The 16,298-nt window shown below is 40.1% G+C and carries 16 protein-coding genes; 3 read left to right on the plus strand and 13 right to left on the minus strand.

Annotation, left to right across the window (positions count from 1 at the left end; genetic code table 11):
* Positions 1 to 13: 13 nt before the first annotated feature.
* The 3 genes from fusA to rpsL all read right to left on the minus strand — a co-directional run bounded on the left by fusA (position 14) and on the right by rpsL (position 3,149).
* A complete protein-coding gene (gene fusA, locus K4422_RS10435) occupies positions 14 to 2,098 on the minus strand; it encodes an elongation factor G (protein WP_206903368.1) in 2,085 nt (694 codons plus the stop codon).
* 103 nt (positions 2,099 to 2,201) lie between these two features.
* A complete protein-coding gene (rpsG, locus tag K4422_RS10440) occupies positions 2,202 to 2,672 on the minus strand; it encodes a 30S ribosomal protein S7 (protein WP_071864205.1) in 471 nt (156 codons plus the stop codon).
* 63 nt (positions 2,673 to 2,735) lie between these two features.
* A complete protein-coding gene (rpsL, locus tag K4422_RS10445) occupies positions 2,736 to 3,149 on the minus strand; it encodes a 30S ribosomal protein S12 (protein ID WP_003127956.1) in 414 nt (137 codons plus the stop codon).
* Between the two features lie 430 nt (positions 3,150 to 3,579).
* On the opposite strand from rpsL, the gene rpiA reads away from it, so the two are divergent.
* The 3 genes from rpiA to K4422_RS10460 all read left to right on the plus strand — a co-directional run bounded on the left by rpiA (position 3,580) and on the right by K4422_RS10460 (position 5,901).
* Positions 3,580 to 4,263 carry a ribose-5-phosphate isomerase RpiA gene (rpiA, locus tag K4422_RS10450; protein ID WP_230711072.1) on the plus strand — a complete coding sequence of 228 codons (684 nt, stop codon included), beginning with the start codon at positions 3,580 to 3,582 and terminating at the stop codon, positions 4,261 to 4,263.
* 230 nt (positions 4,264 to 4,493) lie between these two features.
* Entirely contained in the window at positions 4,494 to 5,078 is a 585-nt protein-coding gene (locus K4422_RS10455) for a recombinase family protein (RefSeq protein ID WP_206903366.1), read from the plus strand.
* A gap of 136 nt (positions 5,079 to 5,214) precedes the next feature.
* Complete coding sequence (locus tag K4422_RS10460; protein ID WP_173103883.1) at positions 5,215 to 5,901, plus strand: 2,3-diphosphoglycerate-dependent phosphoglycerate mutase; 687 nt, start codon at positions 5,215 to 5,217, stop codon at positions 5,899 to 5,901.
* Positions 5,902 to 6,120: 219 nt separating this feature from the next.
* Here K4422_RS10460 and K4422_RS10465 read toward each other — a convergent pair whose 3' ends face one another.
* From K4422_RS10465 to K4422_RS10510, 10 genes are all read right to left on the minus strand, one after another.
* Positions 6,121 to 6,351, minus strand: a complete 231-nt coding sequence (locus K4422_RS10465; protein ID WP_230711073.1) for a hypothetical protein — start codon at positions 6,349 to 6,351, stop codon at positions 6,121 to 6,123.
* A gap of 16 nt (positions 6,352 to 6,367) precedes the next feature.
* Positions 6,368 to 7,552: an iron-containing alcohol dehydrogenase gene (locus K4422_RS10470; protein ID WP_230711074.1), complete on the minus strand. Its 1,185-nt coding sequence runs from the start codon at positions 7,550 to 7,552 to the stop codon at positions 6,368 to 6,370.
* Positions 7,553 to 7,756: 204 nt separating this feature from the next.
* On the minus strand, positions 7,757 to 8,464 hold the full coding sequence (gene deoD / locus K4422_RS10475; RefSeq protein WP_206903363.1) for a purine-nucleoside phosphorylase: 708 nt from the start codon (positions 8,462 to 8,464) through the stop codon (positions 7,757 to 7,759).
* Between the two features lie 66 nt (positions 8,465 to 8,530).
* Positions 8,531 to 9,349, minus strand: coding sequence for a purine-nucleoside phosphorylase (locus K4422_RS10480; protein WP_230711075.1), 819 nt, complete (start codon positions 9,347 to 9,349; stop codon positions 8,531 to 8,533).
* A 116-nt stretch (positions 9,350 to 9,465) separates the two neighbouring features.
* A complete protein-coding gene (gene deoB, locus K4422_RS10485; protein WP_206903361.1) occupies positions 9,466 to 10,632 on the minus strand; it encodes a phosphopentomutase in 1,167 nt (388 codons plus the stop codon).
* A 142-nt stretch (positions 10,633 to 10,774) separates the two neighbouring features.
* Complete coding sequence (locus K4422_RS10490; RefSeq protein WP_230711076.1) at positions 10,775 to 11,728, minus strand: ABC transporter permease; 954 nt, start codon at positions 11,726 to 11,728, stop codon at positions 10,775 to 10,777.
* Positions 11,728 to 12,879, minus strand: coding sequence for an ABC transporter permease (locus K4422_RS10495; RefSeq protein ID WP_242595821.1), 1,152 nt, complete (start codon positions 12,877 to 12,879; stop codon positions 11,728 to 11,730). The genes K4422_RS10490 and K4422_RS10495 overlap by 1 nt, the downstream gene beginning before the upstream one ends.
* The gene (locus tag K4422_RS10500) at positions 12,872 to 14,434 is read right to left on the minus strand and encodes an ABC transporter ATP-binding protein (RefSeq protein WP_230711202.1); all 1,563 of its coding nucleotides are present in this window, start codon (positions 14,432 to 14,434) and stop codon (positions 12,872 to 12,874) included. Before K4422_RS10500 ends, K4422_RS10495 begins: the two co-directional genes overlap by 8 nt.
* Positions 14,435 to 14,684: 250 nt before the next feature.
* The gene (locus K4422_RS10505; protein ID WP_206903358.1) at positions 14,685 to 15,806 is read right to left on the minus strand and encodes a BMP family lipoprotein; all 1,122 of its coding nucleotides are present in this window, start codon (positions 15,804 to 15,806) and stop codon (positions 14,685 to 14,687) included.
* 78 nt (positions 15,807 to 15,884) lie between these two features.
* The gene (locus K4422_RS10510; RefSeq protein ID WP_206903357.1) at positions 15,885 to 16,283 is read right to left on the minus strand and encodes a cytidine deaminase; all 399 of its coding nucleotides are present in this window, start codon (positions 16,281 to 16,283) and stop codon (positions 15,885 to 15,887) included.
* Positions 16,284 to 16,298: the final 15 nt, after the last annotated feature.

Raw genomic sequence — 16,298 nt, forward strand, 5'->3', positions numbered from 1 at the left:
TAATCATCAAAAATTATTCAGCTTTGCCGCCGTTTTTCTTAATGATTTCTTCTTGAATAGATTTTGGTACATCTTCATAGTGGTCAAATACCATCATGAAAGTACCGCGACCTTGTGTAGATGAACGCAATGTAGTTGCGTAACCAAACATTTCTGCTAACGGAACGATAGCATTAACGATTTGGGAGTTACCGTGTGCTTCCATACCTTCAACGCGACCACGACGAGCAGTTACGTGACCCATAATATCACCTAAGTAATCTTCTGGAACAGTAATTGTAACTTTCATCATTGGTTCTAAGATTGCAGGTTTTGCTTTTTTAGCAGCAGCCCGCAATGCCATTGAAGCAGCAACACGGAAGGCAGTTTCACTTGAATCGACATCATGGTAAGAACCGTCGTAAAGTTTTGCTTTAATATCAACTAATGGATAGCCAGCTAAGACACCGTTGTCCATTGCATCTACTAAACCTTTTTCAACAGCTGGAATGTATTCACGTGGAACCACACCACCAACGATGGCGTTTTCGAATTCGAAACCGGCACCTTCTTCGTTTGGCGTAAATTCAATCCATACGTGACCGTATTGACCTTTACCACCAGACTGACGTACAAACTTACCTTCTGCTTCAGTAGCAGCACGGAAAGTTTCACGATAAGAAACTTGAGGAGCACCAACGTTTGCTTCGACTTTAAATTCACGACGCATACGGTCAACTAAGACGTCTAAGTGCAATTCACCCATCCCTGAGATAACAGTTTCACCAGTTTCAACGTTTGTTTCAACACGGAATGATGGATCTTCTTCTGCAAGTTTTTGTAATGCAATACCCATTTTATCTTGGTCAGCTTTTGATTTAGGTTCAACAGCAACTTGGATAACTGGGTCAGGGAATTCGATTGATTCTAAGATTACTGGAGAATCCAAGGCACAAAGAGTGTCCCCTGTTGTTGTATCTTTCAAACCAACGGCAGCAGCGATATCACCGGAATAAACGCGGTCGATTTCGTTACGCGTGTTGGCGTGCATTTGCAAGATACGTCCGATACGTTCTTTTTTGTCTTTTGAAGCGTTCAATACGTATGAACCACTTTCTAAGACACCAGAATAAACACGGAAGAAAGTTAGGCGACCTACGAATGGGTCAGTCATAACTTTAAATGCTAATGAGGCAAATGGAGCTTCGTCGTCAGCTGGACGAGTTGTTTCTTCGTCAGTCTTCGGATCGATCCCTTTAATTGCTTCAACATCTAATGGTGAAGGCAAGTAGTCAAGAACAGCATCCAACATTAATTGAACCCCTTTGTTTTTGAAGGCTGAACCAGCCATTACAGGGAAGAAGTCAACGTTGATTGTTGCTTGACGGATACCAGCTTTTAATTCAGCTTCAGTAATTTCTTCGCCGTCTAAATATTTCATCATTAAATCTTCATCAGTTTCAGCTACTGCTTCCACTAATTTTTCGCGCCATTCTTGCGCTTGTTCTAGGTATTCTTCAGGAATTTCAGTTTCTTGAATTTCAGTACCTAAGTCGTTTGTGTAGATTTCAGCTTTCATTGTCACAAGGTCAATGATACCGGTGAAATCTTCTTCTGCACCAATTGGTAATTGGATTGGATGAGCGTTAGCACCCAAACGATCGTGTAATGTAGAAACTGAGTACAAGAAGTCTGCACCGATTTTGTCCATTTTGTTACAGAATACAACACGAGGTACGCGGTATTCTGTTGCTTGGCGCCAAACAGTTTCAGTTTGTGGTTCAACCCCTGATTGAGAGTCAAGGACAGTAACCGCACCATCTAATACACGCAATGAACGTTGTACTTCAATTGTGAAGTCCACGTGTCCTGGTGTGTCGATGATGTTGACACGGTAACCTTTCCACTGAGCAGTTGTCGCAGCAGAAGTGATAGTGATACCACGTTCTTGTTCTTGTTCCATCCAGTCCATTTGTGAAGCGCCTTCGTGGGTTTCACCAATTTTATGGATTTTACCTGTATAATAAAGGATACGTTCAGTCGTAGTAGTTTTACCTGCATCGACGTGAGCCATGATACCAATATTACGAGTTTTTTCTAACGAAAATTCTCTAGCCATTTCTTGCTTGTGCTCCTCTCTTTAAAAAGCGGCAAAAGAAATCTTTTGCCCGCTTACTTGGTGTAACAATCGAATTGTCTTTTTTGCAAAAGCAAAAAAGATCTTACCAACGATAGTGGGCAAAAGCACGGTTGGCTTCGGCCATTTTGTGTGTGTCTTCGCGTTTTTTCACAGAAGCACCAGTGTTGTTTGCTGCATCCATGATTTCTTTTGCAAGACGTTCTTCCATTGTGTGTTCTCCACGCAAACGTGCGTAGTTAACAACCCAACGTAAGCCTAAAGTTGTACGACGTTCAGGACGAACTTCAACTGGGACTTGATAGTTAGAACCACCGACACGGCGAGCTTTAACTTCTAAGACAGGCATGATATTTTTCATTGCTTGTTCAAAGACTTCTAATGGATCGTTACCAGTAGATTCTTTAATAATGTCAAAAGCATTATAGATAATATTTGCAGCAATCCCGCGTTTGCCATCAACCATAACACGGTTGATCAAACGGGTTACTAATTTTGAGTTATACATAGGATCTGGTAAAACATCGCGTTTTGCAACTGGACCTTTACGAGGCATCCGTAACTCCTCCTTTACGTAGTCATTTTGTATTGTGTTCTATATAATAGTCTGTAAACTAGATTAAGCTTTAGGACGTTTTGTACCGTATTTAGAACGAGATTGTTTACGGTCGTTAACGCCAGCTGTATCTAATGCACCACGAACGATATGGTAACGTACCCCTGGTAAGTCTTTTACACGTCCACCACGTAATAAAACAACGCTGTGTTCTTGTAAGTTATGGCCGATACCTGGGATATAAGCTGTTACTTCGATCAAGTTAGACAAACGAACACGGGCATATTTACGCAAAGCTGAGTTCGGTTTTTTCGGTGTCATTGTACCCACACGAGTGGCAACCCCACGTTTTTGCGGAGAGTTCACATTCGTTTGAGCTTTTTTGAAACTGTTATATCCTTTGTTCAATGCTGGTGAATTTGATTTTTCAACCTTGGATTTACGAGGTTTACGTACTAATTGGTTAATTGTAGGCATCCCTTGTTTTCCTCCTTCCTTGATTCGCCTTTCTAGCTCCACACATCCAGGTGGTTCTTTTTCAGCGATAAAAAATAATGCAGCCTTGTGCATAATCGTCAGTTGTACTTTTCTTACAGTCAGCACGTCTGTTTTAAGAGACCTGTAGACAAAGCACCTTTGTTAGAATAGCATGATTGAAAATAGGTGTCAATAAAAAACGCAAAGCTTTTGCAAACTTCTTGAAAAATTTTTAAGCAGCCGATTTTTCTCATTCCCATGACGCCTTCTTTGTATTTATCTATAGAAGTAAAATTTTTTATGAAGCCCATTTTGAATAAAGTTGCTTTATAGTTTTTTTAACTGTAAAAGAAACGCCAGAAAGCTATCATTTCCCGTAAAAAAGCTTTAAAATGAAGTCAAATTAGTTTGTAAAGGGGTAAAAATTACGATGGACTTAAAAGAAATGGTTGGCAAAGAAGCCTGCAAGCATATTAAAAGCGGTATGACAGTCGGACTTGGAACGGGTTCAACTGCTTATCACATGGTGGCAGAAGTGGGTCGGATGATTAAAGAAGAGAATTTACAAATTACCGGTGTGACCACTTCTACCCAAACTTTAATTCAAGCCAGAGAACTAGGGATCCCATTGGCCTCAATTGATGAAGTCGATCACATTGATATTACCATTGACGGTGCCGATGAAGTTGATCCTAATTTTTTAGGGATTAAAGGTGGCGGTGCCGCTCTCTTATATGAAAAAATCGTTGCCACGTATTCTGATAAAGTGATTTGGATTGTTGACAGCTCTAAAATGGTCGAAAAATTGGGTAAGTTTCCCCTACCAGTTGAAGTGATTCCTTTTGGCAGCCAACAAATTTTCAACATTTTAGCCAAACAAGGCTACAACCCCACTTTCCGTAAAACGAGCGATGGCGAGTTTTTGCACACGGATAGCGGCAATTATATTATTGATTTGCATTTAGAGACAATCGCCGATCCTCACGCACTGGCTGAAGAATTAATCCACATGACTGGTGTAGTGGAACATGGCTTGTTTTTAGATATGACGCAGTTGGTAATTGTCGGTGAAAAAGACGGCCCTAAAACGTTACACAACCCCGCTTTTTCTTAATTAAACATTTCAAGGTTGGGATAAACGACAGGTAGTGTTTATCCCAACCTTTTTTTGACCAAACAAAAAAACATGTAACTATTAAAAAAAGCTTTTACCTTATAAAGATCTACTTTTGAACTTTCCTCTTCTCAGAAGCTTTTTTGCGTTTTTTTGCAAGAAACGGTACCATTTTGACGGAGTTTATGCTACATTTTTCTTAATGAAAATGAAGACTGTGAGGATTTATCATGACAATTTTTGGCTATGCCCGCACCACAATCAACGACAATGATTTAGATTCCCAAGTGAAGTCTTTGACGGAATATGGCTGTGGCCCAGTATTTTTAGATACTTTTGAACAAAAATACCACGAGGAAAATCACGCCGATTTAGATACTGTGATTGCACAAATGCAACCAGGTGACGCCTTAGTCGTAAGCGACTTGCACCGTTTGGGCCGTTCTACGCGTCAACTGACCGAATTAACCAGCTTATTTAAAAATCGCAACTTGCATTTAGTCAGTTTGACTGAAAGCATTGATACCAGAAGCCAGATGGGTGACATCTACTTCAATTTAATGGAAGGCTTAGCACAAATGGAATGTGCGCTGATTAAAGAGCGTACCCTTGTCGGTCTAAACAAAGCCCGCCAAAAAGGTAAAATTGGCGGTCGTCCCAAAATCGATGGGAAAACGGTGAAAAAAATTCGCCAGCTTTATTACGATAAAAAAGAAACAATTCAATTCATTTCTTCTAAGTGTGGTGTATCAGTGGGAACCTGCTATAAATACATTAATTTAGCCCCTGAAGAATTGGAAAAAATTACGAATTAAATTGCTGCACAGCGACTTGTCTTTTTCAAAAGAGCAAGTTGCTGTGCCTTTTTTTAGTGGCAAAATGCACTAAAACAGTGTACAATGTGGAAGGAATTGAAAATTTCAGAAACCAAATGACAAAGGAGAGTTATTCATGCCAAAATTAGTATTTTCTCGTCACGGTTTGAGCGAATGGAATGCATTGAACCAATTTACTGGTTGGGTTGACGTAGACCTAGCTCCAGAAGGTGTTGAAGAAGCAAAAGAAGGCGGCCGCAAAATTAAAGAAGCCGGCATCGAATTCGATATCGCTTATACTTCTGTATTAAAACGCGCTATCAAAACTTGTAACTATATCTTAGAAGAATCTGACCAATTATGGGTGCCACAAGTTAAATCATGGCGCTTAAACGAACGTCATTACGGTGCATTACAAGGTTTGAACAAAAAAGAAACCGCTGAAAAATACGGTGACGAACAAGTTCACATCTGGCGTCGTTCATACGACACATTACCTCCATTATTGGATGCAACAGATCCTGGTTCTGCAGCAAATGACCGTCGTTACGCTATGTTAGATCCACGGGACGTTCCTGGTGGAGAAAACTTAAAAGTTACTTTAGAACGTGCTTTACCATTCTGGCAAGATGAAATCGCGCCAGCATTAAAAGACGACAAAACTGTCTTAGTAGCTGCACACGGCAACTCATTACGCGCTTTGGCTAAACACATTGAAGGCATCTCTGATGATGATATCATGGATCTTGAAATTCCAACTGGCCAACCTTTAGTTTATGAATTAAACGACGATTTATCAGTAGCTAAAAAATACTACTTATAAGCCATTTATATAAAGAGGCTGCAACAAAAGTGCATCGGTACTTTTGTTGCAGCCTCTTTTTTTGCAGATAACTGGTATTTTTAAATACCAATCAGACAGATACCCAACCTGCAATTTTTAGCTTATTTCTTAAAATAAATACTGCTGATATCGCTTTTTTCACTTACCTGTCTGGACAAAATGCGCAGCAGTGACAGTTGTCTATTCTACTTTTCAAAATTACTTTAGCATTTTAGCAAAACGGGCCATTGCTGCTTGTACTTCTGGTTGGTACTGCGGTGCAATCAGCGGGACTAATTTTTCACTGACAGCATCAAACTCTTTTACCGTAAACTCATCGGTTGCTAATTTGGCAAAAGCCGCTACTAAAATTTCTGTTGCTGGTTCTTCTTGACCTGCAACTACCCGCTCTTTAACGAACTGTAAAAACAGCTCTTGCTCTTTTAACATTTCACCACAGCTCCTTTTACAAATAGTTTTGTTCAACCAAACTGTCTTGGTAAATTTTCACAACATCTTCCACTTGTAAGGGTACAAAAGCATCGGTTGCAATTTTGCTATAAGCCACTGCTTGCTTGGCCATCACTTCAAATTTACGATCATCTTCAATACCAACTTCTGGCAATGTCATCGGAATGCCACAGGCTTTGAAATAATCATACGTTTTTTGAATCGCCATACGGGCTGCCATCATCGGTACCGTTTCATTAATTTGCCAAACATTGCGGCCATATTGGGCAAACTTCACTGCAGTCTCTTCATTTAACACATGATGCATCCAACGGGGAGTTAAAATGGCTAGGCCAATTCCATGGGTAATGTCATAAAAGGCACTCAATTCATGTTCCATTGCATGACAGGACCAACTACCGCCTTTCCCACTACCAGTTAAGCCGTTTAATGCCAAGGTGCTGGCCCACATCAGATTTGCCCGTGCATCATAGTCTGTTGGAGTAGCTAACGCAATTGGGCAATTTTTCGTTACTGTCCGCATCAAACCTTCACTGATACCGTCTTGCACGTCTGTTGCAGGCGTTGTATTAAAGTAGTTTTCAAATAAGTGGCTCATAATATCTGCTGAACCGGCTGCGGTTTGGTATTTCCCTACACTAAACGTATTTTGCGGATCTAAAAAGGAGACTTTAGGTAATAAGTTTTCTCCTCCCATCCCTAATTTTTGGTTGGTCTGCCAATTGGTAATCACAGCACCGCGATTCATCTCGCTACCAGTTGCGGCCAACGTCAAAATCGTGACGATTGGTAATGCAGCTCCAGCGTAATTTCTTTTTTCAATTACCGCCCATGGCTCTTCTTTAGGACTACCATGGACAGCTGCGACGGCTTTGGCACAATCAATTGTCGACCCGCCACCTACTGCTAAAATCACGTCAATTTCATTTTCAGCACATAATTTTGCGCCTCTTGCCACAGTTTCAATGCGCGGATTTGGTTCTACTCCTGCCAGTTCAACAATTTTAAAGTCCGCCAGTTCCTTTAAGACACGGTCATACAACCCGTTTTTCTTAATACTGCCACCACCATATACAAGTAATACCCTTTGGCCAAAATTTTCTATCACTGCGGTCAATTCATGCAACCGATCTTTACCAAAGCGGATATCTGTTGCAACATTAAAAGTAAAATTATTCATACTTGTCACTCCTTTGAAATTAATCTACATTCTTACTTTACCCCTAAGCTACTATAAAAGAAAGCGGTATCTTAAATCTTGCATTACACAAGAAAAAGAGGCTGCTTGAAAGACAATTTTTTGACAACCTTAGAAGATTAGATTTTTTCCTCTAACTTTTTAAGGTCATTACAATTCATCTTTTTCAAACTAGCCTCTTTTGACTTATTCTTTAATTGCCGTTTCCAAACCAACTTCAATCATATCGTTAAATGTGATTTGACGTTCTTCTGCGGTGGTTTCTTCACCGGTAATCATATGATCACTAACTGTACAAATAGCAAGTGCTTGCACGTGGAATTTCGCTGCTAAATAATAAAGAGCAGCTGCTTCCATTTCCACGCCTAAAATCCCTACATCAGCTAAAGCAAAAGTTTCAGCCAAATCATCTTTATAAAATGTATCTTCTGATAAAATATTCCCAACGTGGGTGGTAAAACCTTTTGCTTTTGCAATATCATAAGAATTTTTCAATAATTCAAAATCAGCGATTGGTGCATAATGGAAAGATTGAAAATTCTTTTGCACAATTGAGGAGCTGGTCGTAGCCGCTTGGGCAATAATCAAATCCCGCACATGCACATCTTCTGATAGCGCACCACAAGTCCCAACGCGAATTAATTTTTTGACACCATAGGAGTTAATCAACTCATGGGCATAAATACTAGCAGAAGGCATCCCCATGCCAGTTCCTTGCACGGATACCCGCTCACCTTTATAAATACCGGTATAACCTAACATTCCCCGCACGTTATTGTAACAAATCGGGTCTTCTAAAAAAGTTTCGGCAATATATTTTGCCCGTAATGGATCTCCTGGTAATAAAATTTTATCGGCAATTTCACCGGCCTGTGCTTCAATATGAACGCTCATGAATAACTTCCTTTCCTTTTTCGTTGGTGATAATTATTTATTGCTAAAATTATTCTGACAGTTTTTTTATAATTTTGCTAGTGTTTCTTTCACTAACGCTTTAAATTCTGCCTTCACACGCTCTGTTGTTTCCACCACTTCTGCATGATTTAGATTTTTTTGCATGCCCGCAGCTAAATTAGTGATACAAGAAATACCTAATACTTTTAAGCCACTATGAGCCGCTACGATAACTTCTGGCACGGTTGACATTCCGACTGCATCTGCGCCAATTGTGCGAGCAAACCGAATTTCAGCTGGTGTTTCATAAGTTGGACCAGAAAAGCCCATGTAAACACCCTCTTTTAAATGTAAGCCCGCCGCTTTTGCGACTTCTTTTGCCACTGTCATATATTCTATGCTATAAGCTTGGCTCATATCTGGGAATCGTGGTCCCATACTTTCTTCATTAGGACCAACTAAAGGATTTGCCCCCATGAAATTAATATGATCTGTAATTAACATCAAATCCCCGGGTGCAAATGTTTCGTTCACACCACCACACGCATTGGTCACAACCACAGAATGTGCGCCAAGTGCTTTCATCACCCGGACTGGATAAGTGACTGTTTGCATCGAATTGCCTTCATAATAATGAAAACGCCCTTGCATCGCTAAAACTTTTTTTCCTGCCAAATCGCCATAAACCAACTGACCAGCATGTCCCACGACTGTTGAAACTGGAAAATGAGGAATTTCATTATAGGAAATCACCACTGGATTTTGAATTTCTTCAGCTAATTCTCCTAAGCCAGAACCTAAAATCAAGCCAAATTCAACTGTTTTTACACCTTGTTCTTTGATAAAATCTGTCGTTTCTTGTAATTGTGCTAAAATCTCTGTCATAAAGACCTCCCATGATTGCATTAACCTGTTGTGTAATGTTTTAAAACTTAACAAAGGCAATACTGACAGCAGCAAAAAATAATACTATTTCCCACCGTCAGTTTGTCTTAAAAATTTTATTTTAAAGCAGCTAAGAAGCTTTGGCCGTTTTCTGTTGCCGGTACAGCAAAGTTTTCTGCAATAGTTGCCGAAATATCAGCATAAAAACCTTGTGGCAATGCGCCTTTTCCGGTCATTTTTTTGCTATAAGCAAGTAATGGCACATATTCACGGGTATGATCTGTACCAGGGAAAGTTGGATCGTTACCATGATCGGCAGTAATTAACAACAAATCATCATCGGCCATATTGTCCAATAATTCTGGAATCCGCAAATCAAAATCTTCAATGGCATGTGCATACCCCACGACATCGCGGCGGTGACCATACAACGCATCAAAGTCTACCAAGTTTGTAAAACTTAAACCGGTAAAGTCTTTTTTCATTACTTCTAATAATTTATCCACACCGTCCATATTACTCTTTGTGCGAATTGCTTCTGTAACACCTTGGCCGTTAAAGATATCGTTGATTTTACCCACAGCAATGACATCTTTGCCGTTATCTTTTAATGAATCTAAGACCGTTTTACCAAACGGATCTAAGGCGTAGTCGTGACGATTACTTGTGCGGGTAAAATTACCAGGTTCACCTACATAAGGACGTGCAATAATGCGGCCGATCATATAAGGTTCATCTTTTGTAATATCGCGAGTAAATTGGCAAATACGATACAATTCTTCTAAAGGAATAATTTCCTCGTGGGCTGCAATTTGTAAAACTGGATCTGCAGAAGTATACACGATTAAATCCCCAGTTTTCATTTGGTGTTCACCATAGTCGTTAATTACTTCTGTGCCGGAATAAGGTTTGTTGCAGACGACTTTACGCCCAGAAAAATCTTCAATTTGTTTTAATAATTCATCGGGAAAACCATTTGGGAAAACGCGGAATGGTTTTTTAATATTTAATCCCATAATTTCCCAGTGGCCAGTCATTGTGTCTTTGCCCACAGAGATTTCTTCTAATTTAGTGGCATAACCTTGATGATCTTTTTCATCTTTAACACCTGTTAGAGGGCGAATGCTCCCTAAACCTAATTGTTCCAAGTGCGGGATAGTTAACCCAGCTTCTTTTGCAATGTGGCCTAATGTATCTGCTCCAACATCACCAAATTTTTCGGCATCCGGCGCTTGACCGATACCCACTGAATCCATGACGATTAAATGTACACGTTTAAACATTTTATTCCCTACTTTCTATAATTTTAAGCTACCTCTATCTTACTAGAAGTCACCCTATTTGGCAGTTATAAACAACTTTTTGAATCCATAGAAAAAGAGCAGGACAAAGCAACAATGTCCCTTAGTCCCACCCTTAAACAAACTATTTTGATTTAATATAATTGGTACCGTTGGCCTTGGGACCTGATGCTTTTCCTAAGAAGATTACCAACACTAAAATTGTTAGAACATACGGTGCTGCCTGCAAATAGACATCTGGAATTGATGAAATAATCGGCAATTTAGCACCGGCAATACTGATGTTTTGGGCAAAGCCGAAGAATAACGCCGCTCCCATCGCACCCAGTGGATTCCATTTTCCAAAGATCATTGCCGCCATGGAAATGAAACCTTGTCCAGCAATTGTTGTAATGGCAAAACGACCAGAAATAGATTGCGCAAAAACCGCGCCCCCCATTCCGCCTAAAAAGCCAGAAATCAACACTCCCGAATAACGCATTAAATACACGTTAATTCCTAGCGTATCTGCAGCTTGAGGATGTTCACCCACTGAACGCAAACGTAAACCAAATTTTGTTTTAAAAATAATAAACCAAGCTAAAACAGCAATCAAAATGGCAACATATGCCGGTAAAAACGTATCTTTAAAGAAAATTGTTCCAATAACTGGAATGTCTTTTAAGACTGGAAAACTATAATAACCAAGTGTTCCGCTGATATTATCCGTTTGTCCTTTACCATAGATAGCTTTGACTAAAAAGACTGCCAAAGCTGGCGCCATTAAGTTCATAACAGTACCAGAGATAATATGGTCGGCGCGAAAGTTAATCGTTGCCACTGCGTGTAATAATGAAAAGACAATCCCTGCTAACCCTCCGACTAAAATTCCCAGCCACGGTGTCATTGCGCCAAATTGATCGTACATTTCCAAGTTAAAGACAATAGAGGTGAAGGCCCCCATTACCATAATACCTTCCAAACCAACGTTTACAATCCCGCTGCGTTCAGAGAAAACTCCACCTAATGCAGTTAAGATTAAAGGAGCGGAATAAATCAAGGTTTGGGTTAAAATTGAGGCAATTAAATCAATACTCATTAGATTTTCCCTCCTTCTTCATCCTGGTCGCTTGGACTAGCTTCCACTTCAGTTACGACAGCAACTTCTTTTTTAGGCCCAAAGAATTTTGCTAATGCAAAGCGAATAACAAAGCTAATGCCGACAAAGAAGATGATAATGGCAATATCCACATCCACCAATTCTGATGGAATACCTGCAACTTGCATCCCTTGTCCGCCAAGTTTCAAGACACTAAACAGTAATGCTGACAATAAAATCCCTACTGAACTGCCGCTTCCTAGTAACGAAACCGCCATTCCGTCAAAACCAATGGATAGAGAGGTTCCTTGAATAAAGAAGTTTTGGAATGTACCTAAACCTTGAACCACACCACCAAGACCAGCTAAACAACCAGAAATGACCATTGAAACAATGATCGTCCGTTTACTACTCATGCCGGCATATTCAGACGCAAATGGGTTCAAACCAACCGAGCGAATTTCATAACCTAATGTCGTTTTCTTCATTAAGAAATAAACCAACACCAAGAAAATCAAAGCTAAGAAAATCCCCATGTTTAACCGAGAATGATTGGAAATATTGGTTAAAAAGTCCGTTCGTAACGAACCGTTTGCACCAATCATTTTTGTGACCCCTTTGTTACTCATCAATTTTTCGTCCATCACATTGTTGACAATATGGGTACTTGTATAAAGCAAAATATAGTTCATCATAATGGTTACAATTACTTCACTTGTACCAAAGAAGGCGCGTAAAATACCAGGAATTGCCGCTGCGATTGCACCAGCTAAAGCCCCAACAATAATTGCTAAAGGTAAAACTACGATTTTGGGCGCATCAGGCAGGGCCAAAGCGACCCAAATACTAGCAACCCAGCCACATAAAGCCTGACCCGAAAGACCAATATTGAAAAAGCCGGCTGAATTTGCCACCGAAAACCCTAATGCTGTGAAGATTAACGGACCCGCCGTTACAAAAATTTCCCCAATATTCCGCGGGTTAATCGCACCTGTTTGCGGATTTAAAAAGGCGGTCTTCAACATTTGACTATAACCGGCAATCGGATTAAAACCAAAGGCCGCCATAATAATGCCACCTATGATAAACCCAAGTAAAACCGCAATAACCGGTACGAGGAGATTTCTGATTTTTTCAGAACGATTATTCAACTGCCTCACCTACTTCCTCCGTTTGCCCTTGTGTGCTTTCTTTGGCTAATTCTGCCCGTGCTTCTTCTAAAGAATAGCCCGCCATTAATAAACCAAGTTCTTTTTCGCTCGTTTCTTGCGGTGTAACTTCCCCGACAATTTCCCCAGCGTGTAGCACAACAATTCGGTCGGAAACATTTAGAATTTCTTCTAGTTCAAAGCTAACTAATAAAACAGCCTTAAATTTATCCCGTTGTTCAATTAAGCGTTTGTGAATAAATTCAATCGCACCAACATCCAAACCGCGCGTTGGGTTAGCAACAATTAACAAGTCTGGATTTCGATCAATTTCGCGGGCGATAATGGCTTTTTGTTGATTACCACCAGACAATGCTTTGGCTGGAACCAATTCATTTGTCGTTCGCACATCGTATTCTTTGATTAAATCTCGCGCTTTTTCATTGATTTCACCATAATTCAAAAAGCCGTTTTTACTTAAAGGCTCTTGGTAATACGTTTGCAACGCCATATTTTCAGCTAATGTCATCTCTAATACCAAGCCATATTTGTGGCGGTCTTCAGGTACGTGACCTACGCCTTTTTCCACGATTTGGCGCGGTTTTTTATTGGTGATATCATCGCCGTCTAAAAAGACTTTGCCACTTTCAACTTTGCGTAAACCCGTTAGCGCTTGAATCAATTCTGATTGACCGTTTCCATCAATACCAGCAATCCCTAAAACCTCACCTGCTCTAACTTGCAAGCTTAAGTTTTTCACAGCCTCTAAACCGCGGCTTTCTTTGACCACTAGATTTTCAACCGACAAGATAACTTCTTGTGGATTGGCATCTTTCTTCGGTGTTTTAAAGGAAACTGCGCGGCCTACCATCATATCAGCTAATTCTTGACTGGTAACATCTTTAACTGTTACGGTACCAATTCCTTTACCACGACGAATAACAGTACACTGGTCCGCCACTTTTTTAATTTCATCTAACTTATGGGTGATTAGAATAATCGATTTACCCTCTTTGACTAAGCCATGCATAATGGTAATTAATTCATCAATCTCTTGTGGCGTTAATACCGCTGTTGGTTCATCAAAGATCAATACTTCGGCACCACGATACAACGTTTTTAAAATTTCCACCCGTTGTTGCATCCCCACCGAAATATCTCTGACATAAGCGTCTGGATCAACAGCCAAACCATATTGCTCTGAAACGCGCATAATTTCTGCTCGCGCTTTTTTGCGGTCAATCACGCCAGCTTTTGTTGGTTCACTACCTAAAATGATATTTTCTGTCACAGTAAAAGCATCCACTAACATAAAATGCTGGTGCACCATTCCGATACCTAATTTGTTGGCAGCCGTCGGACTGGTAATATTTACTTTTTGTCCATTCATGAAAATATCACCAGAAGTTGGTTCTAATAATCCTGACAAAACATTCATCAATGTTGACTTACCGGCACCATTTTCGCCTAAGAGAGCGTGAATTTCGCCTGGTTTGACCCGTAGATTGATATCGTCATTGGCTTTGAAATCGCCGAAAGCTTTGGTGATATGCCGCATCTCAATGACATATTTCTCTTCTTGTGCCAAATTTTTTCACATCCTTACTTTTCGTCTTGCGCAACTTGTAAAATTGAATACGTTATCTATAAATGCAAAAATTTTTGCGGCGCTGCCGCTAGGAAATTGCTTTCCTTAAAGCTGGATTTGAATTTTTTTACCTCATGTACGTAAAGCCAAATTCACCTTTAAAGAAATCAATTGAAAAATCAGGTCTTGCCCGTCAAACAGACAAGACCTGAAAAATAAATTATTTAACGTCTTTTGGTACTTCTGGTACTTCGATTTTGCCGTCAGCAACTTCAGTTTTAACTTCTTTAATTGCTGCTTTTGCGTCGTCTGATAAGAAACCTTCAGTCAAGTCAACGCCACCGTCTTTAAGACCATATACCAAGTGTTCGCCACCAGGGAATTTGTCTTCTAAAGCACGGTTAGAAATATCTTGTACCGCAGCACCTACACCTTTAAGTGTAGAAGCTAATGTACAGTTATCGTCTTTACCATCAGAAGTTTGGAATTTACCTTCTGCTTCTTGATCACTATCCACACCTAAAACCCAAACTTTTTTGTCTTTTAATTCTGCTTCAGTAGATTTTTTGTTTAATTCTTTTGCTTCAGAGAAGACACCAGCACCAGTACCGCCAGAAGCGTGGAAAATTACGTCTACGCCGTCACGGTACATTGCTGCTGCTAAAGCTTTACCTTTAGCGGCATCGTTAAATGAAGCAGCGTATTCGTTTTCGATTGTAATTTCTTTGTTTAATTTTTTCGCTGCATCTTTAACCCCTTGCGTAAAACCAGCATCGAAACGATCGATTACAGCACCTTCTTCACCACCGATGAAGCCGACTTTATTTGTTTTTGTCGTATAGGCTGCAGCATAACCTGCTAAATATGAAGCTTCGTTGTCTTTAAATGTTGCAGAAACAACGTTCTTTTTGCCATCAATAACACTATCAATAATAACGAAATTATTATCAGGGTTTTGATCTGCTGCTTGTCCGATTGAATCAGTTAATAAATACCCTACACCAAAGACTGTTTTGAAACCATTTGAAACGGCATTGTCAATGTTTGTTGTGTATTGAGATGCGTCGTTTGATTGGAAATAGTTAAAACCACCCACACCTTTTTTCAAATTGTGTTCTTTACCCCAAGCTTGTAAACCTTCCCAAGCTGATTGGTTGAAAGAACGGTCATCGATTCCGCCGATGTCAGTTACGATTGCAGCACTATGTTTTGCATCTGTGCCCTTATCTGAACCGCCACCAGTGCTGTCTGTACTGTTACTTCCGCCGCCACCGCAGGCACCTAACAACATAATGGATGCTAACGCAACTGTTGCCAGACCAAATAATTTTGCTTTTTTCATTTCTGTAAAGCCCCCTAAAAGTAAGTTTTTTTCAACAGTCTATTGACTGAATGAACATGTTTTAGCGACCAGTTGTTACTAGTCAAAATCTTTATCGGTAAAAGAATATGGTAATAATTCTCCTACTGTGGTTTCTTTTGTCACACCATGATCGCCAACTAACGTCACGGGCATCTCTGGTGAACAGAATTCTGCCATCACCTGCCGACAAGCGCCACATGGTGAAATTGGTTCTGGTGTATGTCCTGCTACTACTAAATGACTAAATTCTCTTTCGCCTTCTGATACGGCTTTAAAAAAGGCAGTCCGTTCGGCGCAGTTTGCTAGCCCATAAGAAGCATTTTCAATATTCAAACCTTGATAAATTTTTCCTGCTTTGGTGACTAAACACGCACCCACCGGAAAATGTGAGTAAGGCACGTAGGCTTTATCTAAAGCTTCGGTTGCCACGTTAATCCATTCTGTTTTTGCTTTCATTTTTCCACCTGACCT

Origin of the sequence: Enterococcus sp. SMC-9 (assembly GCF_021011285.1) — a bacterium.
In the GTDB taxonomy this organism is placed as follows: Bacteria; Bacillota; Bacilli; order Lactobacillales; family Enterococcaceae; genus Enterococcus_C; species Enterococcus_C montenegrensis.